Here is a 20575-nt window from a genome sequence, read left to right on the forward strand (position 1 = left end):
GGCCACGGAAGGACCTCCATGCACGTTGCGCTTCCTCTTTCCCATTTCCTCCTCGCGCTGGCCGTGGTCAGCATCTGGGGGACCAATTTCGTGGTCATCAAGTACGCGCTCGGCGACCTGCCGCCGCTGCTGTTCGCCGCGCTGCGCTTTTCCATGGCGCTGGTCCCGGCGCTGTTCTTCCTGCGGCGTCCGGCGGTGGGCCTGGGCAACCTGGCGCTCTACGGGCTGCTGATCGGCGTCGGCCAGTTCGGGCTGCTGTACATCGCCATGAACGGCCATATTTCGCCGGGCATCGCCTCGCTGGTCGTGCAGACGCAGGTGTTCTTCACCATCGGCCTGTCGATGCGGCTCAACGGCGAGCGCGTGCGCCCCTTCCAGTGGCTGGCCCTGCTGCTGGCCACGGCCGGAGTGCTCAACATCCTGCAGCACACCGACGGCACCACCACCGCGCTCGGGCTGGCGCTGGTGCTGCTGGCCGCCTTCTCGTGGGCGGGCGGCAACATGGCCGCCAAGCAGGGCAATCCGGCAAGCATGCTGGCCTACGTGGTGTGGTCCAGCGCCTTCGCCATTCCGCCGCTGTTCGCCCTGGCCTTCGCCTTCGAGGGCGCCGATGCCATCGCGGCCGGCCTGCGCCGCGCCGACCTCGCCACCTGGGCCGCCGTGGCGTGGCAGGCCTGGGGCAATACCCTGTTCGGCTACGTCGCCTGGGGCTGGCTGCTGGCCCGCCATCCCGCCGCGACGATCACCCCGATGGCCCTGCTGGTGCCGGTGTTCGGGATGGGCGCCTCGGCGCTGCTCCTGGGCGAGGCGCTGCCGGCCTGGAAGCTGGTTTCCGCCGCGCTGGTGATGACGGGGCTGGCGCTGAATCTGCTCTGGCCGCGCCTGCGCGCCAGGTTTGCGTGAGGGAGATGCGATGGAAAAGACATATGGCGAAATCGCCGGGCTGCTGGGCAAGGCGCGCCGGGTGCTGTTCATCACCGGCGCCGGCGTCTCGGCCGATTCGGGCCTGCCGACCTATCGCGGCGTCGGCGGCCTGTACAACGACGAGGCGACCGAGGACGGCCTGGCCATCGAGGACGCGCTGTCCGGCGACTGCATGGCGGTGCGGCCGGACATCACCTGGAAATACCTGGCGCAGATCGAGCGCAACTGCCACGGCGTCGGGCCGAACGCGGCGCACCGCGCGATCGCCGCGCTGGAGCGGCGCTGCGAGGTGGTGGTGCTGACCCAGAACATCGACGGCCTGCACCTCAAGGCGGGCAGCTCCGCGGTGATCGAAATCCACGGCACGCTGGAGGAACGTTATTGCGCGCACTGCGGCGCGGAGGCCGACGCCGGCGACCATGCCGTGCCGCCGCGCTGCGGGCATTGCGGCGAGATCGTGCGGCCGCGCGTGGTGCTGTTCGGGGAAATGCTGCCCGGCGCCGCGCTCGACCGGCTGTACCGCGAACTGGAGCGGGGCTTCGACATGGTCTTCGTCGTCGGCACGACCGCCGTGTTCCCGTACATCGCGGAACCGGTGATGCGCGCCGTGCACGCCGGCGTGCCGACGGTCGAGATCAATCCGGCGCGGACGCACTTGAGCGACCGGGTACGCTATTACGTGCCGGCACGCGCGGCGGCAGCCCTGCCGGAAATCGTGGAACTGGCGGACAAACCGGAAGCGGGGCGCGGGGCCTGACGCTCGCGCCGGAATTTGATCCCGATCATTTTCACGGCGTAATTGTTGAGCGAAACTGTCGGGTATGCGCGCGGTCGAATGTTTCGCGGCCGCCCATTTCAATCATGGCAAAGAAATTTCCCTTGCATCCGACGCACCCCGAGCGCATCTGCTGGGGCTGCGACAAGTATTGCCCGGCGGATTCGCTGGGCTGCGGCAACGGCTCGGGCCGGACCCAGCATCCGATCGAACTGCTCGGCGACGACTGGTACGAGTGGGGCGACTGGGGGATCGTGGCTTCCCCCGGCGGAGAAGCGCCGCGAAGCACGGCGGAAGCCGGTCCGGCCGCCAAAGAGAAGGCGTAAACGAAAAACGATCCGGATTCGCATCCGGATCGTTCGATGAAGCATCCACCGGGCCGGGCGGCCCGGAGTTCAGCCTTCCAGTTCCCGGGTGTTGAGATAGAGCTCGACCAGCCGCGGCGCGAGAACCAGAACGACGAGGGCGACGACGCTTACGACGTCGAGAAGAGTGGCATGCATGACATTTTCCTTTCAAGCCGGATAATTTAAGGTGAGGGCAGTTTAGCGGCCCGGCTCTTCGGCGTATGTCGCGTTCTTGAAGCGGTTTCGTGCCCGTGTGTAACGTAGGCGGAAAGCGGCGCGGCCAGGAGCGTTCAGCCCTTCCGGCTTGCGCCGGAAGGGCGGTCCACGGCCCGCCCGGCGGGGCCGTTACAGCGGCATCCCGGATGCTTCGGGCTGGAAGGGAATGTCGGCGACCACCCAGCCGGCGCACGGCAGGTCCTCCCGCTTGATGGCGACGGCGTCGTACCGGCGCAGGCCGAACAGCTCGCAACCTACCGGGCTAAGGATCGACCAGCTGTTCCGTTCCGGATCGTGGTCCTCGGGGTATACCAGGGCCACTTCCCATTCCTCGCAGAGGATGGGGTCGATCAGGCGGATGGTGCAGTTCATGGTGATCAGGTCGCGCGGCACGTCGTCCAGCACCACCACGAAATCCGCGGCCCGCAGGCGCTGCAGCACCCGGTTCGCCGGCGGGCTCAGCGGGCGGTCGCAGAAGCGGTTGGCGATCATTTGCTCCAGACGGCTCTTGTCGAAGGTGGAGACGCAGGAGACGTTCTTTCCGGGATACAGTCGTCGCATGATGGCCTCCTTTCGCCGATGTCGATCTCGTTCAACCCGCAGCCTCGTCGCTGCCCGATGCACGGCCATGGTAGCCGGTTCCCCGGCAGCGCATAAGTCCTTGTCTTGGAACCAAATTATGTCCCCTCGGGCAACAATGGCGGGCGGCGGCCCGGTCAGTACAGGACGACGGTGCGGATGATCCGGGCATGCCTCGCGCTGCGCAGGCGCAAGGGCTCGCCGGACGGGACGGCCGCAGGCGTTTCGTGAAGCAGCAGGAGGTCCTTTTCGGCCAGGAAATGGCTTTGCCCGTCCAGGTGCACTTCGGTGCCGCCGGCACAGACGTAGAGGGCGACGGTCCTGCGCCGGCCGCGTTCCGGCGCACCGGCCGCCGGCACGACGGCTTCCCGGTCCGGCGCGAGCGTCAGGGCGGCGACGTCGCCCTCGACGCCTTGCGCCATCATCAGATTGAAGTCGACGGCCCGGCCGAAGCTGGTGGTGTTCCATGCCCCGTCGAAACGGTCCTGCTCGAATGCGCGCAGGCGCTGCTCATGATGTCCTTCGTGGCGCAGGAGCATTTCGCCGGACAGCAGCATGAGAATCCGCCGGAAGCCCGGCAGCGGGGTGAAGCTTGATTCGGGCAGGTCGACGCTGGCCGTGCTCAGCCGCCAGGCGAAGGCGCGTTCGGCGTAGCTGGCGCCCGGCGGGTGGATGGCCAGCTGGGTGGTCGTGCCGCCCGCCCATTCCGTGGTGGTCTGATCGGCGTGCCTGATGAGTTCGATGGTGGTCATGGTCTGCCTTTCCGTGGCCCGGTTTTTGCGATATAAGCGCACAAGCAATAATCGCTCCGGATAAAGACGAGGAAATGGCGGGCGTGACTACCTTTCGGCTGTGGGCGGCGGCGCGGGCGTTTCTGGCCGCGCTGGCGGCGGCCTGCGCCTGTTCGCCGGCCGGCGCCTTCGACGGGAAAACCCTGCTGGTGGCCGGCGACGAGAATTTTCCGCCGTATGAATTCGTCGACGTCATCGACGGCGAAAGCGTTTACCGGGGGTTCAACGTCGATCTGCTGAAGGCCGTGGCGTTGACCACGGGCTATGAAATCCGCTTCGTCCCGCTGCCGTGGAGCGACGCGCTGCGGGCGCTGGAGCGCGGGGAGGTGGATGCGATCGGCGGCATGAAGTACGACCGCGAGCGGGAGAAAATCTACGATTTCTCCGAGCCCTACATGCAGAATTCGCTGGCGATCTTCGTCCGCACGGGGATGCAGGCGATCAATTCGCTGGACGACCTTGGCGGCCGCAGGGTCGCGGTCCAGCAGAACGACGCGGCCCACGACCGCCTGAAGAACCGCCAGGTGCATCTGCTCCCGACCCTCGACCAGAAGGCGGCGCTGGAACTGCTGCTGAAAGGCGAGGCGGAGGCCGTGCTCGGCAACCGCCTGACCGGGGAATACCTGCTGCAGCGCCTGGGGCGGCAGGAGGAAGTCAAGATCGTCGGCGGGCAGATCGACACCGAACGCTACGGCGTGGCCGTGCGCAAGGGCGATCGGCGGCTGGCGACGTTCAACCAGGGGCTGGGCCAGATCCGCGCCAACGGCACCTACGCCAAGGTGTACGAAAAGTGGTTCGGCGAAATGATGGGCCGGCCCGCGCAGTACTACAAAAGGAACCTGGGCATCGCCCTCGGCGCGGCGGGCGTGCTGCTCGTGGCGGCGGCGGTGGTCGTCGCGTTCAACGTCTCGCTGAAGCGGGAGGTGCGCAAGCAGGTCCGCGAAATCAGGGAATACAGCGCGTACATCGAGGGGGTCCGCCACTATCAGAGCGGGCTGCTCAACAGCGGCTACGGCGGCATCGTCACCCTCGGCGGCGACGGGACGATCAAGTTCGCCAACCGCTACGCCGAGCGGTATCTGGGAGCGGCGGAGGGCGCGCTGGCCGGCAGGCCGTACGGGAAGACGCCGCTGGCCGGCATGCTCGGCGCCCCGGAGCGGGCCGCCGGCCGGCCGGGCGCCCGGGAATGCACGCTGGACGGCGCGCGCGTCGAATATGTCGTCGATGAGCTCGACGTCGCGGACGGCAAGGACACGGTCGTGCATTTCCGCGACGTCACCGAGGAGAAGAAGCTGCGCCAGGAGCTGGCGAGAAAGGACAAGCTGGAGGCGCTCGGCAAGCTGCTCGCTTCGATCGCCCACGAGATCCGCAATCCGCTGACCTCGATCAAGACCTTCGTCGAGCTGCTGCCGGCCAAGTACGACAACCCCGATTTCCGGCAGAAGATCAGCCGGCTCGTGCCCGAGGAAGTCGAACGGCTGGACGCCATCGTGGGCGACCTCCTGGCCTACGCGCACACCCGTCCGGCGGCGCCGGAGAACATCCGCCTGCGCGCGCTGCTGAACGACACGCTGGTTTTCTTCGCGCACACCATCGGCCAGGAGAACGTCAGGCTGAGCGTCGCCGTCGACGACGCCTGCGTGGTCAGGGCGGACCCACACCAGCTCCGGCAGGTGCTGATCAACGTGATCCTCAATGCCCTGCAGGCCGTGCAGGGGCGGGAGGCGCCGGAGCTGGCGCTGGTCTCGGCACGGCATGCGGAGGGCATCGCGCTGTCCATCCGCGACAACGGGCCGGGGATCGGCAAGGAGCACCTGGAGCATGTTTTCGAACCGTTCTTTTCCACCAAGACCGGCGGCACCGGGCTGGGGCTGTTCATCAGCCACGAGCTGGCGGCGCTCAACCGGATTCGCCTGGAGGTGTTCAGCGAGGAACGCCGGGGAACGGAAATCCGCCTGACTTTCCCGGAGGAGCCCGACCGTGTCTAACGCCATCCTGATCGTCGACGACGAAAAGGCCATCTGCGCCTCGCTGGCCTTCGCGCTCGAAGACCGGTTCCGCGTGTTCACCGCCGGTTCGGGCGACGCGGCGCTTGCCTGCCTCAAGGAGCACGACGTGGACATCGTGCTCCTGGACGTCGTGCTCGGCGACGAGAACGGGCTGCGCGTGCTCGAACGGATCAGGGCGAGCAACGCGGAGGCCGTGGTGATCATGATGACCGCCTTCGGCAGCATCCGATCGTCCGTCGATGCGATCAAGAACGGGGCTTTCCACTACCTGACCAAGCCGATCGACATGGGCGAGCTGAACGCCATCCTGTCCAACGCGCTGGAACTCCTCGACATGCGGGCGCGGGTGCGCTATCTGAACCAGAAGCTGCAGGCGCACGAATTCTCCGGGATGATCGGGCAGTCGGCGCGGATGGCGCAGGTGACGAAGGACATCGAGCGCGTCGGCGGCGTGGAATCGAGCGTGCTGATCGTGGGCGAGAGCGGCACCGGCAAGGAGCTGGTGGCGCGCGCCATCCACCGCGCCAGCCCGCGGCGCAACGAGGCCTTCGAGGCGCTCAACTGCGCGGCCATTCCGTCCGAGCTGCTGGAAAGCGAGCTGTTCGGCCACGAGAAGGGCGCCTTCACCGGCGCGGTCCAGCGCAAGAAGGGGATTTTCGAGCTGGCGCATCGCGGCACGCTGTTCCTCGACGAAGTCGCCGAGATCGACATCAAGCTCCAGGCCAAGCTCCTGCGCGCGGTGCAGGAAAAGGAGATCATGCCGCTCGGGCTCGGCCAGCGGCGCAAGGTGGACGTGCGCATCGTCTCGGCGACCAACCGCGACCTGAAGAAGATGCTGGCCGCCGGGACGTTCCGGGAGGACCTCTATTTCCGCCTCAACGTCGTCTCGATCGCGATTCCGCCCTTGCGCGAGCGGCGGGAGGACATTCCGCTGCTGGTCGCGCATTTCCTGGAGAAGTACAACCGCAAGATGGGCCGGCAGATCCGCGCCGTCGCGCCCGAGGCGCTGGACGTGCTGATGCGCTATGACTTCCGGGGCAACGTGCGGGAGCTGGAAAACATCATCGAACGCGCCATCGTGTTCAGTGACGGCAACATCCTGTTGAGCGACAGCTTGCCGGCCGAGGTGTTCGTCCGCCAGGGCGGGGAGGCGCCGCCGGAAGCCGGCGGTATCGTCCCGATCCGGATCGGGGAAGACCTCGCGGGCGTGGAAAGGAAACTGATCAGTGCCGCCCTGCGCCATTTCAACGGCGACAAGGCGGCGACGGCGCGCGCGCTCGGCATCAGCGAGAGGAAGCTCTGGTACAAGCTCAAGGAATACCAGCAGTCGCCGGAGCCTCCTGCAAATATTGCATGAAAAATCTGCAGTCGAGGCGCGGGTCGGGGCGGTCGCGTGGATAACCGATCGCCGGTTTCTTCCCTGACTCCTCCCCCTTCAAGGGGGAGGTTGGGTGGGGGATGGGGTGGCGGCGGGCACGGACGTTTACGCCGGGCACTGACCCCATCCCCACCCCGGCCCTCCCCTTGAAGGGGAGGGAGATGAAGCGCGGCCCCCTGCGGCTTTCGACTGAACATCCGCGCTTGGCATGATCCCTGCGGTAGCCCCTCCGCTCGTTGTTTTTTCAATAACAGGGATGAGGGGAAAACTTCATGGGAATCGAATTTGCCGACAACGTATGGCTTCTGAAACTCGATCTGGTCGCCACGGTGGCCCTGGCCGCCTTGCTGCTGATGTTCGGCGGCTGGCTGCGCAAGGTCTTTCCGGCGCTGGTCCGCTTCTGCATTCCTTCGGCGGTGCTGGGCGGCTTCGCGTTTTCGCTGCTGGCCTGGCTGCTCAAGGAAACCGGCCTGCTCACCTTCAAGCTGGACACGACGCTGCAGATGCCGTTCATGATCGCCTTCTTCACCACCGTCGGGCTGGGCGGCAGCTTCGGCCTGATCAAGAAGGGCGGCCGGGAATTGATCATCTACCTGGTTGGCTGCTGGGTCCTGGCCGTCGCCCAGAACGCCGTCGGCGTCGCCGCGGCCTACCTGACGGGCATTCACCCCGTGCTCGGCGTCATGGCCGGCGCCGTTTCGCTGGAGGGCGGCATGGGCGCGGCCTCGGCCTTCGGTCCCACCGCCGAGCAGATGGGCGTGAACGGGGCGTTCGTGGTGGCCGTCGCCGCGGCGACCTATGGTCTGGTTTCCGGCGGGCTGATGGGCGGGCCGCTGGCCAAGTGGCTGGTCGAGAAGAACGATCTGCCGATCGTCACCCAGGGCGATCATCTCGAAGGCCTGTCCGAGATCGGCCGGACCGAGGGGGACGCCGCCAGCAGCGACAAGCTCATCGCCATGATGACCGTGGTGCTGGTGGCGATGGTGCTCGGCGCCGTCTTCTCGGCCCGCATCAAGGAGATGACCGCGTTCGTGCTGCCCGGCTACGTGGGCGCCATGTTCATGGCCGTGCTGTTCCGCAACCTCAACGACGCGGTGCCGCTGGTCAAGCTGCACGACAAGTCCATCGACCTGATCGCCGACATCAGCCTCGGCATCTTCCTGACCATGGCCATGATGTCGCTCAAGTTCTGGGAGCTCTACAACCTGGCGCTGCCGCTGGTGGTCATCCTCATCGTGCAGACCGTGTTCATCCTGGGCTTCTGCATCTACCTGCTGTTCCCGCTCCTCGGGCGGAACTACGACGCCGCCGTGATGTGCGCCGGCATGATCGGGCACGGGCTGGGCGCGACGCCGAACGCGGTGGCCAACATGGGCGCCGTGGCCGAACGCTTCGGCGTGGTGTCGCGCAAGGCCTTCCTGATCGTGCCGCTGTGCGGCGCGGTGCTGATCGACATCGTCGGCATTCCGAACATCGTGTGGTTCATGAACTACTTCGGCAAATGATCCGTGAAAGGAATCTGTCCATGCAATCGTCACTGAAACACGATTTCGTCTGGTCGGGACGCGAGGATACCGAGGAGCTCGGGTTCAGCCAGCGCTGGCACCAGAAAATCGCGCGGCTCGCCGCGCCGGAGGAGGCTTCCCCGGGAGGCGTGACCCTGGTCGGCTTCCCGGTGGACGAGGGCGTGCGCCGCAACAAGGGGCGGCCCGGCGCGGCGGCCGGGCCCGGCGCCCTGCGCGCCGCGCTGGCCAGCCTGCCGGTGCTGGAGGAGCCGCCCCTGTTCGACGCCGGCGACGTGGCGTGCGAGGACGGCAGGCTGGAGGAGGCGCAGGACCGGCTGGCCGGCGCGGTCGCCGGCATCGTCCGCAAGCGCAGCCGCGCGCTGGTCCTCGGCGGCGGGCACGAAGTCGCCTGGGGCACCTTCCAGGGAATCGTCCGCGCGGGCATTGATCCGAGCCGCCTGCTGGTGGTCAATTTCGACGCGCATTTCGATCTGCGCGTGTCCGCCGCCGCCAATTCCGGGACGCCCTTCCGGCAGATGCAGGAACTCTGCGCGGCGGACGGGGCGCCGTTCAACTACCGGATTTTCGGGATCAGCCGCTTCGCCAACACGCGGGCCCTGTTCGAGCGGGCCGACCGGATCGGCGCGCGCTACTGGCTGGACGAGGACCTGCAGTCGCCGCAGGGGCTGGAGACGGCGCAACAGGCGCTGGCCGACGATCTGGCGAAATGCGCGGCCGTCTACGTCACCGTCTGCCTCGACGTCCTGCCCGGCGCCTGCGCGCCGGGCGTGTCGGCCCCGGCGGCCCTCGGCGTGCCGCTGGCGCACGTCGAGGCGCTGATCGGCCGGATTCTGGCTTCGGGCCGCCTGGTGGCGGCCGACATCGCCGAGCTGAATCCGGAGCTGGACCGCGACGGGCTGACGGCCAAGGTCGCCGCGCGGCTGGTGGCGCGAATGGCGCGGGGATAGGGCGGCAGGAAGGGGCCCGCGCCTACAGGCCCTTGCGCCGGTCCACCGTCTTCTCGCCCACCTGGGTGACCGTGCCGTTAACGTCCTGCCGTTCGAGGCGGACGGTGAAGCCCCACAGGCCGGCCACCTGGGCGAGCACGGCGTCGCAGCTTTCGTGCAGGGCGCGGTGCTGGTGCACGAAGTGGCGCAGGGTCAGCGAGCGGTCGCCGCGCAGGTCGACGTTCCACACCTGGATGTCCGGCTCGCGGCTGCCGAGGTCGTACTGGTGCGCCAGGTGGCGGCGCAGGGTCTGGTAGCCGGAGGCGTCGTGGATGGCGTCGATGCGCAGCTTGTCGCGCGTGTCGTCGTCGACCACCGAGAAGAAGCGGAAGTCGCGCATCAGCCGGGGCGACAGGTATTGGGCGACGAAGCTCTCGTCCTTGAAGTTCTGCATGGCGAATTCGAAGGTTTCCCGCCAGTCGGAGCCGGCGATGCCCGGGAACCATTCGCGGTCCTCCGCGGTGGGCGCCTCGCAGATGCGCCGGATGTCCTGCCACAGGGCGTAGCCGAGGGCGTAGGGGTTGATGCCGGAATAGTACGGGCTGTTGTACGGCGGCTGATACACCACGTTGGTGTGCGATTGCAGGAATTCGAGCATGAAGCCGTCCGACAGGGCGCCGCGGTCGTACAGCGTGTTGAGCAGCGTGTAGTGCCAGAAGCAGGCCCAGCCCTCGTTCATCACCTGCGTCTGCCGCTGCGGGTAGAAGTACTGGCCGATCTTGCGCACGATCCGCACGATTTCGCGCTGCCAGGGTTCGAGCAGCGGCGCGTTCTTCTCGATGAAGTACAGCAGGTTTTCCTCGGGTTCCTGCGGGAAACGCTCCTCGGCCAGGATTTCCTCGGCTTCGTGGCGCTGCGGCAGCGTGCGCCAGAGGTCGTTGACCTGCGCCTGCATGTATTCCTCGCGTTCCTTCAGGCGCAGCTTTTCCTTTTCCAGCGACTGCTTGGGCGCGCGCTTGTAGCGGTTGACGCCGACGTTGAGCAGGGCGTGGCAGGCGTCGAGCAGCCGCTCGACGGCGTTGACGCCGTGCCGTTCTTCGCACTGGCCGATGTAGTTGCGGGCGAAGACCAGGTAGTCGATGATCGCGTCCGCGCTGGTCCACTGCTTGAACAGGTGGTTGCCCTTGAAGAACGAGTTGTGCCCGTAGGCGGCGTGGGCGATGACCAGCGCCTGCATCGGCAGGGTGTTCTCGTCCATCAGGTAGGCGATGCACGGGGCGGAGTTGATCACGATCTCGTAGGCCAGGCCCATCTGGCCGCGCTTGTAGCGGTTGGCGGTGGCCAGGAAGTGCTTGCCGAACGACCAGTGGTGGTAATAGACGGGCATGCCGATCGAGGCGTAGGCGTCCATCATCTGCTCGGCGCTGATGATCTCCAGCACATGCGGGTAGCAGTCGAGCGCGTAGTCCCGCGCCGTGCGGCCGATCGCCTCGTCGTAGGCGTCGATGGCCGGGAAGGTCCATTCGGAGCCGGCGGGCAGGGGGGCCAGGGCGGTGTCGTCGGTTTTCGTGAGGGCATTCATGGCCGGTTCGTCTCGGGGGCGTCGTCGGGAATGGTCAGGCCTTGCGCCGGAAGAGCTCGCGGAACACCGGGTAGATGTCGCCGGCGTCGGTGATGCGCTGCATGGCGAAGAAGTCGGGGTGCGCGGCCTGCAGCTGCTCGTATTCCTGCCACAGGTTCTGCGGTGGACCGTCGGTGATCTCGATGTAGGCGAAGTACTGGCACAGCCGGAGCAGCGAGTTTTCGAGGATTTCGCGGCAGATCGGCGAATCGTTGTGCCAGTTGTCGCCGTCCGAAGCCTGCGCGCCGTAGATGTTCCAGGCCCCCGTGGCATAGCGGCTCCGGACGATCTCCAGCATCAGCGTCAGCGCGCTGGAGACGACGGTGCCGCCGGTCTCGCGCGAGGTGAAGAAGTCGTCTTCCTCGACTTCGGTGGCGACGGTGTGGTGGCGGATGAAGACCACGTCGATGTGCTCGTAATTGCGCGTCAGGAACAGGTACAGCAGCATGAAGAAGCGCTTGGCGATGTACTTGCGGTTCTCGTCCATCGAGCCGGAGACGTCGAGCAGGCAGAACATCACCGCCTGCGTGGTCGGCTGCGGGATGCGGATGCGGTTGCTGTAGCGCAGGTCGAAGGGGTCGATGAACGGCAGGTTCTCGATGCGCGCGCGCAGGCAGGCGACCTCGCGGCGCAGGCGTTCGATTTCATCCGCGCCGCCGCTGGCCGGCGGCGCGTCGAGCAGGGCCTTCAGCTCGGCTTCGAGCGCGCGCAGCCGCCGGGCGGACGGGCCGCCGATGGCGATGCGCCGCCCGGCCGCGCCGCGCATGGTGCGCGGCAGGTTGATGTTGGTCGGCACGCCCGACATCGAGTACCCGGCGCGCACGCTGCGGTATTGCTCGATGCGCGCGAGCTGTTTCTTGACCAGGTTGGGCAGCGCCAGTTCGTCGAAGAAGATGTCGAGGAATTCGTCGCGCGAGAGGGTGAACACGAAGTCGTCCAGGCCTTCGCCGTCCTGGCTGGCCTGGCCTTGCCCGGCCCCGCCGCCGCCGCTTTCGTCCGGGCGGTCGAGCTCCTCGCCGGCGTTGAAGCGGTCGTTGCCCGGATGCACGGCCTCGCGCCGGCCGCCGCGGCCGAAGGTGAACTGGGGTTCGGCGATGTCGCCGGCCGGGATGCTGATCTTTTCGCCGTTCTCCAGGTCGCGCACACGCCGGCGGTTGATCGAATCGGCCACCGCTTTCCTGATCTGCCCCTTGAAGCGGCGGAGGAAGCGGCTGCGGTTGACCGAGCTCTTCTTCTTGCTGTCGAACCGGCGATCGACGATGCGCACGGTCATGTCGTTCTCCCTGCGGTGTTTGCCTCTCCCGGCGCAACGCGCGCGCAAGCGCGGCGGGCGCGGCAGGAAACCGGAAAAATGTGGAGCCCGTTCCGTTTTCCCGTCGCCTCCGCGTGCCGTGCGCCCAGAGAGGTGCTCGCGATCACGACGACTTCCGCACGCGCAGATACCACTCGCACAGCAGCCGCACCTGCTTTTCGGTGTAGCCCTTGGCGGTCATGCGATCGACGAAATCCTGGTGCTTCTTCTGCTCCTCGCTGCTCGACTTGGTGTTGAACGAGATGACCGGCAGCAGCTCCTCGGTGTTGGAGAACATCTTCTTCTCGATCACCGCGCGCAGCTTCTCGTAGGAGGTCCACACCGGGTTCTTGCCGCCGTTCTTGGCGCGGGCGCGCAGCACGAAGTTGACCACCTCGTTGCGGAAGTCCTTCGGGTTGGAGATCCCGGCCGGTTTCTCGATCTTCTCCAGTTCGTCGTTGAGCGCCATCCGGTCGAGCATCTCGCCGGTGTTCGGGTCGCGGAATTCCTGGTCCTGAATCCAGAAGTCGGCGTACAGCACGTAGCGGTCGAAGATGTTCTGGCCGTACTCGGAATAGCTCTCCAGGTAGGCGGTCTGGATCTCCTTGCCGATGAACTCGGCGTAGCGCGGCGAGAGGTACTCCTTGATGTAGCGCAGGTACTGCTCCTCGATCTCGGGCGGGAACTGCTCCTGCTCGATCTGCTGTTCGAGCACGTACATCAGGTGCACCGGGTTGGCCGCGACCTCGCGGTGGTCGAAGTTGAACACGCGCGACAGGATCTTGAAGGCGAAACGGGTTGACAGCCCGGTCATGCCCTCGTTGACGCCGGCGAAATCGCGGTATTCCTGGTAGCTCTTGGCCTTCGGGTCGGTGTCCTTGAGGTTTTCGCCGTCGTAGATGCGCATCTTCGAGTAGATGCTCGAATTTTCCGGCTCCTTCAGGCGCGAGAGCACCGAGAACTGGGCCAGCATGCGCAGCGTGTCCGGCGCGCACGGCGCCTGGTCGAGCGACGAATTGACCAGCAGCTTCTCGTAGATGCGGATTTCGTCGGAAACGCGCAGCGAATACGGCACCTTGACGATGTAGATGCGGTCGAGGAAGGCCTCGTTGTTGCGGTTGTTCTTGAAGGACAGCCATTCGGCCTCGTTCGAGTGCGCCAGGATCAGGCCGTCGAACGGAATCGCGCCGAAGCCCTCGGTGCCCTTGTAGTTGCCTTCCTGGGTGGCGGTGAGCAGCGGGTGCAGGACCTTGATCGGCGCCTTGAACATCTCGACGAACTCCAGCACGCCCCGGTTGGCCAGGCACAGGCCGCCGGAGTAGGAATAGGCGTCCGGGTCGTCCTGCGAGTAGGTCTCCAGCTTGCGGATGTCGATCTTGCCGACCAGCGACGAGATGTCCTGGTTGTTCTCGTCGCCCGGCTCGGTCTTCGACACGGCGATCTGCGACAGTACCGAGGGGCGCAGCCGGACCACGCGGAACTTGGTCACGTCGCCGCCGTACTCGTGCAGCCGCTTGACCGCCCACGGGCTCATGATGGTGTTGATGTAGCGGCTGGGGATGCCGTAATCCTCCTCCAGCAGGCGCCCGTCCTCGTCCGGATCGAACAGGCCGAGCGGCGACTCGTGCACCGGCGAGCCCTTCAGCGCGTAGAACGGCACCCTCTCGATCAGGTGCTTGAGCGTTTCGGCCAGCGTCGACTTGCCGCCGCCGACCGGGCCGAGGAGGTAGAGGATCTGCTTCTTTTCCTCCAGTCCCTGCGCCGCGTGGCGGAAGTAGGAGACGATGTGCTCGATCACCTCCTCCATGCCGTACAGGTCGCGGAAGGCCGGATAGCGGCGCAGCATCTTGTTGGCGAAAATGCGCGACAGGCGCGCATCGCTGCGCGTATCGACGAGTTCGGGCTCGCCGATGGCCTGCAGCATCCGTTCGGCGACGCTGGCGTAGGCGGAAGGATCGCGCCGGCACAGGTCCAGGTACTCCTGGACCGACATTTCCTCTTCCTGCGCCGCCTCGAAACGGCTCTGGTAGCGGGCGAAGATGGACATGATCTACCTCCTTGCAAGAAATCGCTCTGTCCGATTTTTAGAACAGCGCACCCCGAAAAGGTTTTGCGGGCACGTTGCTCCATCCGTGGACGATGATTCGCAAAAGGAGGAATTGGTTCAATGGCTCCGATTGATTTCGACGGTGACGTGGGCCAGTTCGCCGTGCATGCCCAGGCGCCGCCGCACGTCTTCGGGCTGCGTCTCCCCGGCGGTGGTGAGCGACAGGATGCAGGCATATTTTTCCCGGCCCACGCGCCACACGTGCAGATCGGTCATCCGGGCCGGCGCGGGCAGCCCGGCGACGGCCTCGCGCACCTCGGCGACCACCGGCGCGTCCATCTCGGCGTCGAGCAGCACGCGGCCGCTGTCGCGCAGCAGTCCCCAGGCCCAGCTCGCGACGAGCGCCGCGCCGGCGATCCCCATGGCCGGGTCGAGCCAGGCGGCGTGCCAGAACTTGCCGCCGAAGAGCGCGGCGATGGCCAGCACCGAGGTCGCCGCGTCGGCGATCACGTGGACGTAGGCCGCACGCCGGTTGAGGTCGTGATGGCGTTCCTCATGGTCGCCATGCCCGCCGTGGCCGTGCGCATGCCCGTGCGCGTCCCGCAGCAGCCAGGCGCAGGCCAGGTTGACCGCCAGGCCGAGAAAGGCGATGGCGATGGCTTCGTCATAGCGGATTTCCGCGGGAAAGAGCAGGCGCGCGATCGACTGGAACAGCATCGCGCCGGCCACGCCGACGAGAACGACGGCGCTGGTGTAGCCGCCGAGAATCTCGATCTTCCAGGTGCCGAAGGCGAAGCGACCGTCACGCGCGAAGCGGCGCGCCGCCGCGTAGGCGAACGCGGAGAGTCCGAGCGCCAGGGCGTGCGAGCTCATGTGCCAGCCGTCGGCGAGCAGGGCCATGGAGTTGAACGTCCAGCCGCCGGCGATCTCGGCGATCATCGTCGCGGCGGTCAGGACGACGGCCCAGCGCGTGTTGCGCTCGGCGAAGGGATTGCCGGCGTCGAAGGTTTCGACGTGGCACAGCCTGCCGGCGGAGGAGGCTTTCATGGCGAAGGTCCGGGTTGGGTGTATTTATACTATACCCCAGTATGTGTTTTAGCAACGAGAGCGGTTCGCAATTACAATTCCCCGGCACGTCGCTCGCCCGGCGCGCCGCGTTTGTGTTCTACTCCGTCCCATTCACGGCCGGACTCGACAGGAGGACTCATGCCACACACCGTCAAGGGAAAGACCCAGCTGCTGGTCCGCGTGCGCCGCATCAAGGGGCAGACCGAGGCGCTGGAAAAGAGCCTCGACCAGGGCAGCGAATGCTCGGCCGTGCTGCAGCAGATCGCCGCCATCCGCGGCGCGGTGAACGGCCTGATGCTGGAAGTGCTCGAAGGCCACCTGCGCGACCACCTGGCCGAGCCGGCCCTGCCCGACGCGCAGCGCCAGGAGGATCTGGAGCAGGTGGTGTCGGTCCTGCGCAGTTATTTGAAATGATTGGGAATTGGCTACGGAAGCGATAAAAATGACCACGGCGGCGCGGCGAAAAGAAAAGTCCTCGTTTTTCCGCAGCGCCCGCCGTGTCGCCGTGGTCAACCGCCTTTCCCGCCTCGTCGAATCATCCTCCCCGCGCGAACTCGGCGCTGCGAGGACCGTCTGAACCCGCACGGATCGCGGATCGGAGAACCGCCGATGTTTGCATTGCCCCCCGTCACCCAGGCGCTGATCGTGGCCAACTGCGCCATCTTTTTCCTCGACTCAATGAGCCGGGGCTCGCTCGGCATGGCCTTCGCCCTGTGGCCGGTCGGTCCGCAGTTCATGCCGTGGCAGCTGCTGACCTACGCTTTCCTGCACGGCGGGCTGTCGCACCTGGCGTTCAACATGTTCGGGCTGTACATGTTCGGCGGCGACGTCGAGCGGGTCTGGGGAGCGCGCCGCTATTTGGCCTTCTACCTGTTCTGCGCCGTCTCCGCGGGGGTCATGCAGCTCATCGTCACCGCCCTGGTGGGCGGCTACTATCCGACGGTCGGCGCCTCCGGCGCGCTGTTCGGCCTGCTGCTGGCCTTCGCGCGCTGTTTCCCCTATCGCGTGGTCATGCCGATCTTCCCGCCGATCCCGATGCGCGCGCCGGTGTTCGTCACCGTTTTCGGCATCGTCGAACTGGTGCTCGGCATCACCGGCACGCAGGCCGGCGTCGCCCATTTCGCGCACCTGGGCGGGCTGGCGGGCGGCTACCTGTTCATGCGCTTCTGGCGCTGGCGCTAGCCGGCACGGCCGCGGAACGCCGTCCCCGGTTCAGGGCGCAACCCGGGGCTCGTCCGCGGGCCGGCCCGCGCGCTGCAGCACCCAATCCTTGTTCTGGATCTTTTTGATCGTTTCTTCGATGTGCGCTTCCATCACCGATTCGCACAGGGCCTTGTCCCCGGTCTTCAGCGCGTCGATCAGCTGGCGGTGGTAGCGCAGGCCCATCTCGGTGCCGAGCAGGCGCACGATCTCGACCATGGCGGCGGCGAGAATGACGTTGATGATCTCGTAGACCTTGATGATGATCGGATTGTTGGAGATCTGCGCCAACTGGTAATGGAACAGGTGGTCGGCTTCGGCCTGCTGCTGGGCCTGGTCGGTATCGGACAGCGAGATCATCAGGTGGTAGGTGTCTTCGAGCTTGGCGATGTCGGCCGCGGTGATCTTGGGCGCAATCAGGCCGATCGTTCCCTTTTCGATGATCTTCCGATATTCGAGGATGGTGATGATGTCCTGGTTCTCGTTGATCTGGATCAGCGGATGCAGCGCGTTCATCGCGTTGGCCGAGGAGAATTCCTTGACGAAGTTGCCGCCGCCGTGCCGGGTTTCCACCAGGCCGAGGATTTCCAGCTGCTGGATGGCCGCCCGCACGGTCACCCGGCTGACGCCGAGCGAAGCGCACAGTTCGTTTTCGGACGGCAGCTTTTCTCCCGCTTTCCACACGCCTTCCATCAGCTGGTTCTTCAGCTGCATGTAAACCTGGGAACGCAGCGATTCCATTTTTATCTTTTGAAGCTTGGCCACAATCGGACTCCTTATCACTCGTGCTACATGATACTTGCGTCCGGATCGGTTGGCATGCGCCAAACGCGCGAAAGCGGCGGTCGCCGGTCCGTTTTCGGAGGGGCCGCCGCCGGATTCGGTACTCTTTCAGACACGGCGGTCGAGGGCAGGGCGCCAGGCCGGGAACGCCGCGGACAACGCCGCGCTCCCGGCGTGCCGGTCATTTCGTCACGAAATACAGCGCGGCCTCGTTGGTTTCCCGGTTGGCGGCGACGAGGATGTCGCGCCCTTGTTCGTGCAGGACGTAGGCGTTGCTCGGCCCGACGCCTTCCTCGATCAGCACCGCTTCGAGCTCCAGCGGCGCCTTCTGCCTGGCCCGCACGTAGAACAGCTGCTGCTTGCCCCGCCGGCAGCCGCCGATGAACACCGGCTCGCCGGCCAGCGTCGTGCCCACCACCACGTGGTAGAACTCGGTCACCTCCGGGTGCTCGAACACCTTTACGAAACGCCCGTCGATCTTCTTGTAGATGCGGAAATACTGGCCGTGGAATTCTTCGATCGTAGCGAATTCGAGCTCGCCGTCGCCGTCGATGTCGAGCGCCGCGATGTCGCTGATCGGCCAGTCCATGAACTGCCGGACCGTCCATTGCCCGTCCGCCGTCTGCGGCGGCGTGACTTCGAACGCCCCTTCGCGCCCGGTCACCAGCCCGCGCATCACGCCGTCCCGCACCAGCCGGCTGTAGCCGTGGTTCTGGGTGATGCCGTCCTGGAGCACGGTGACCGTTAGCGGGCCGGGGCCGGTGTATTCGCCAACCCAGATCTTGCCCGGACTCGACCAGTCCTCCTTGGTGGCCTTCTTGGTCGCCAGGGTGCCGGCGATGAAGTAGTGCCGGTCGCCCACGGTGAGCAGGTCGAAGCGGTGGATATAGGGCAGGTGCAGGATGTCGGTGACGGCGTACTTGTTTCCGGGCAGCGGGCGCACGTGCACCACCTTGGCCTCTTCCCAGTCGAACATGCGGAAGAACTTCTGCACCGCCAGAAATTCGCCGTTGGTGCCCGGAATCGGCACGATCGACATGGTGCCGCCGGGGCCGTCCCAGACCGTGTGGCTCTCGGTGTAGTCCGGCCCGGTCCAGGCCAGGCAGCGGTCTTCGGCCTCGGAAGCGAGCAGGATGCGCGTCTGCCCGTCCACCTCGATGCTGTTGCAGGAATAGACGCTGTTCAAGGCGGCCAGTGTGCGTTTCTCGATCTTCATTGCTTCCCCTTTGAAAAAAGAATGTGGCGATTGGAAAGGGCTTCAGGCTTGGGAACGGCTTAATTGTAATACATGTTACGTATCATTAGTTAGTCGAATTCTCTCCTCCAAAGATATAGACCGGCTTCCGTTCTAGACGATCCGGAACGGTGTTTTCGGCTGGACGCGGCATGGTTGCTAGGCTTCTGGCGCTCGATGAACCGTTGTGTCGACAAGGTGTTGACAATTTCTATTTACACGTGAGTTAATAGTTGTATCACAAGTTATGTGCTACGTAGGTCGTGTGTTCTATGTGCGGACGACCTCGGCGCGATCGATTTTGAGAAACGGCCATCGCGGCCTTTGACAGGGAGCAGACATGAAGATCGGTTTCATCGGCCTGGGCATCATGGGCCGGGCGATGGCGAGGAACGTCATCAAGGGTGGATATCCGCTGGCGGTGTACGACAAGTTCGCGTCCTGCGACGATCTGGCCGGATTGGGGGCGACGGTCGTCTCGTCGAGCCGGGAGGTGGCCGCGCTCAGCGACGTGGTGATCACCATGCTGCCCAATTCGCCCCACGTGCGGGAAGCCGTCCTCGGGCCGAACGGCGTGCTGGAAGGCGCGAAGCCGGGGACGATTATCGTCGACATGAGTTCCGTGGCGCCCGCGGTGTCGCAGGAAATCAGCGCGCTGGCCGCGGAAAAGGGCGTGCAAATGCTCGACGCGCCGGTGTCGGGCGGCGAGCCGAAGGCCATCGACGGCACGCTGGCGATCATGGCCGGCGGCGACGCGGAGGTTTTCGCGCGCGTCAGGCCGGTCCTGGAAAAAATGGGCTCGTCGGTGGTGCACGTCGGCGGCATCGGCGCCGGCAACGTCACCAAGCTGGCCAACCAGATCATCGTGGCGCTGAACATCGCGGCGGTCTCCGAGGCGTTCGTGCTGGCGGCGAAGGCCGGGGTCGCGCCCGACGCGGTTTTCGCGGCCATCCGGGGCGGGCTGGCCGGCTCGACCGTGATGGACGCCAAGGTGCCGATGATCCTGGACGGCAACTTCAAGCCCGGCGGCCGCCTGGAACTGCACACCAAGGACCTGCAGAACGTCCTGGAGACCTCGCACCGGCTCAACGTGGCGCTGCCCCTGACGGCGGCGGTCATGGAAATCATCCAGTCGCTCATCGGCGAGGGCATGAGCGGCGCGGACCACTGCGCCATCGTCCGCTACTACGAAAAGCTCGCCAACGTCCAGGTCAGAAGGCCGGCTTGAGCGGAAGGCGCGGAAAAGCGCGAACGAACGAAAAAGGAGAGGGCATGTTTTCGAGGCTGCTGGTCAAGGGAATGGAATGGCTGTTGATCTGCATTTTCGGATCGATGGTGGTGCTGGTGTTCGGGAACGTGGTGCTGAGATACGGCTTCAACTACGGCATCATTTTTTCCGAGGAAGTGTCGCGCTTCCTGTTCGTCTGGATGGTGTTCCTCGGCTCGGTGCTGATGCTGCGCGACAACGGGCACCTCGGCGTGCATACGCTGACCAAGCTGCTGCCGCTGGCCGGCAAGAAGGTGTGCAAGTTCATCGGCGACGCCACCACCCTGGCGTGCTGCCTGCTGATGACCTACGGCGGCTGGAAGATCGTCCGGCTCAACATGAGCAACATCGCGCCCGTTTCCGAGATTCCGCTCGGCGTGGTCTACGTCGCCCTGCTGGTGTGCAGCGTCGGCATGGGCGTGCTGCTGGTGTCCTCCCTGTACCGGCTGGTGACCGGGCAGATGGACGAGCAGGAAATGTGTCCCGATTTCGATGACGCGCTCTGATCGCCTTCCCGGCTTCCACCGACTTTGCCCACGCCGCTTTCCCGCGTCGCCGCGATCAGTGAACTGAACGGCCTGGGCGTACCGATC

The 20575-nt window shown here is 65.9% G+C and carries 19 protein-coding genes; 11 read left to right on the forward strand and 8 right to left on the reverse strand.

The annotated features are described in order from the left end of the window. The first annotated feature begins 18 nt into the window (after positions 1-18). The 3 genes from QM701_RS19110 (at position 19) to QM701_RS19120 (ending at position 2025) form a co-directional block, all read left to right on the forward strand. Positions 19-903 carry an EamA family transporter gene (locus tag QM701_RS19110; RefSeq protein ID WP_415168583.1) on the forward strand — a complete coding sequence of 295 codons (885 nt, stop codon included), beginning with the start codon at positions 19-21 and terminating at the stop codon, positions 901-903. Between the two features lie 10 nt (positions 904-913). After that, positions 914-1681 (forward strand): NAD-dependent protein deacylase, encoded by a 768-nt coding sequence (locus QM701_RS19115; RefSeq protein ID WP_415168584.1) that lies wholly within the window; start codon positions 914-916, stop codon positions 1679-1681. Between the two features lie 104 nt (positions 1682-1785). Next, on the forward strand, positions 1786-2025 hold the full coding sequence (locus tag QM701_RS19120; protein WP_415168585.1) for a DUF3079 domain-containing protein: 240 nt from the start codon (positions 1786-1788) through the stop codon (positions 2023-2025). Between the two features lie 366 nt (positions 2026-2391). On the opposite strand, the gene QM701_RS19125 is transcribed toward QM701_RS19120, so the two are convergent. Both QM701_RS19125 and QM701_RS19130 read right to left on the reverse strand, forming a co-directional pair. Continuing rightward, positions 2392-2823: a GreA/GreB family elongation factor gene (locus QM701_RS19125; protein ID WP_415168586.1), complete on the reverse strand. Its 432-nt coding sequence runs from the start codon at positions 2821-2823 to the stop codon at positions 2392-2394. A 155-nt stretch (positions 2824-2978) separates the two neighbouring features. Then, positions 2979-3593, reverse strand: a complete 615-nt coding sequence (locus QM701_RS19130; protein WP_415168587.1) for a HutD family protein — start codon at positions 3591-3593, stop codon at positions 2979-2981. A gap of 83 nt (positions 3594-3676) precedes the next feature. Between QM701_RS19130 and QM701_RS19135 the strand changes: the two genes are divergently transcribed. The 4 genes from QM701_RS19135 to hutG all read left to right on the forward strand — a co-directional run bounded on the left by QM701_RS19135 (position 3677) and on the right by hutG (position 9492). Further along, positions 3677-5620, forward strand: coding sequence for a transporter substrate-binding domain-containing protein (locus QM701_RS19135; RefSeq protein WP_415168588.1), 1944 nt, complete (start codon positions 3677-3679; stop codon positions 5618-5620). Further along, positions 5613-6998, forward strand: a complete 1386-nt coding sequence (locus QM701_RS19140) for a sigma-54-dependent transcriptional regulator (protein ID WP_415168589.1) — start codon at positions 5613-5615, stop codon at positions 6996-6998. Before QM701_RS19135 ends, QM701_RS19140 begins: the two co-directional genes overlap by 8 nt. A gap of 293 nt (positions 6999-7291) precedes the next feature. Continuing rightward, positions 7292-8524, forward strand: coding sequence for a sodium/glutamate symporter (gene gltS, locus QM701_RS19145; protein WP_415168590.1), 1233 nt, complete (start codon positions 7292-7294; stop codon positions 8522-8524). Between the two features lie 20 nt (positions 8525-8544). After that, on the forward strand, positions 8545-9492 hold the full coding sequence (gene hutG / locus QM701_RS19150; RefSeq protein WP_415168591.1) for a formimidoylglutamase: 948 nt from the start codon (positions 8545-8547) through the stop codon (positions 9490-9492). A gap of 22 nt (positions 9493-9514) precedes the next feature. On the opposite strand, the gene QM701_RS19155 is transcribed toward hutG, so the two are convergent. From QM701_RS19155 to dmeF, 4 genes are all read right to left on the reverse strand, one after another. Next, positions 9515-11053 carry a SpoVR family protein gene (locus QM701_RS19155; protein ID WP_415168592.1) on the reverse strand — a complete coding sequence of 513 codons (1539 nt, stop codon included), beginning with the start codon at positions 11051-11053 and terminating at the stop codon, positions 9515-9517. A 34-nt stretch (positions 11054-11087) separates the two neighbouring features. Beyond that, positions 11088-12365 carry a YeaH/YhbH family protein gene (locus QM701_RS19160; RefSeq protein ID WP_415168593.1) on the reverse strand — a complete coding sequence of 426 codons (1278 nt, stop codon included), beginning with the start codon at positions 12363-12365 and terminating at the stop codon, positions 11088-11090. 142 nt (positions 12366-12507) lie between these two features. Next, the gene (locus QM701_RS19165) at positions 12508-14430 is read right to left on the reverse strand and encodes a PrkA family serine protein kinase (RefSeq protein ID WP_415168594.1); all 1923 of its coding nucleotides are present in this window, start codon (positions 14428-14430) and stop codon (positions 12508-12510) included. Between the two features lie 117 nt (positions 14431-14547). Next, complete coding sequence (gene dmeF / locus QM701_RS19170) at positions 14548-15477, reverse strand: CDF family Co(II)/Ni(II) efflux transporter DmeF (RefSeq protein WP_415168595.1); 930 nt, start codon at positions 15475-15477, stop codon at positions 14548-14550. A gap of 159 nt (positions 15478-15636) precedes the next feature. Here dmeF and QM701_RS19175 point away from each other — a divergent pair, with 159 nt between their 5' ends. Further along, a complete protein-coding gene (locus QM701_RS19175; protein ID WP_415168596.1) occupies positions 15637-15912 on the forward strand; it encodes a metal/formaldehyde-sensitive transcriptional repressor in 276 nt (91 codons plus the stop codon). Positions 15913-16107: 195 nt separating this feature from the next. Next, a complete protein-coding gene (locus QM701_RS19180; RefSeq protein ID WP_415168597.1) occupies positions 16108-16680 on the forward strand; it encodes a rhomboid family intramembrane serine protease in 573 nt (190 codons plus the stop codon). 30 nt (positions 16681-16710) lie between these two features. On the opposite strand, the gene QM701_RS19185 is transcribed toward QM701_RS19180, so the two are convergent. Beyond that, positions 16711-17463, reverse strand: coding sequence for a FadR/GntR family transcriptional regulator (locus QM701_RS19185; RefSeq protein ID WP_415168598.1), 753 nt, complete (start codon positions 17461-17463; stop codon positions 16711-16713). A 199-nt stretch (positions 17464-17662) separates the two neighbouring features. Beyond that, positions 17663-18697, reverse strand: a complete 1035-nt coding sequence (locus QM701_RS19190; RefSeq protein ID WP_415168599.1) for a hypothetical protein — start codon at positions 18695-18697, stop codon at positions 17663-17665. A 358-nt stretch (positions 18698-19055) separates the two neighbouring features. Here QM701_RS19190 and garR point away from each other — a divergent pair, with 358 nt between their 5' ends. Beyond that, on the forward strand, positions 19056-19943 hold the full coding sequence (gene garR, locus QM701_RS19195; RefSeq protein WP_415168600.1) for a 2-hydroxy-3-oxopropionate reductase: 888 nt from the start codon (positions 19056-19058) through the stop codon (positions 19941-19943). Between the two features lie 44 nt (positions 19944-19987). After that, positions 19988-20488, forward strand: coding sequence for a TRAP transporter small permease (locus QM701_RS19200; protein ID WP_415168601.1), 501 nt, complete (start codon positions 19988-19990; stop codon positions 20486-20488). Positions 20489-20575: the final 87 nt, after the last annotated feature.

The sequence above is a fragment of the Propionivibrio sp. genome, assembly GCF_047602565.1.
Lineage (GTDB): Bacteria > Pseudomonadota > Gammaproteobacteria > Burkholderiales > Rhodocyclaceae > Propionivibrio.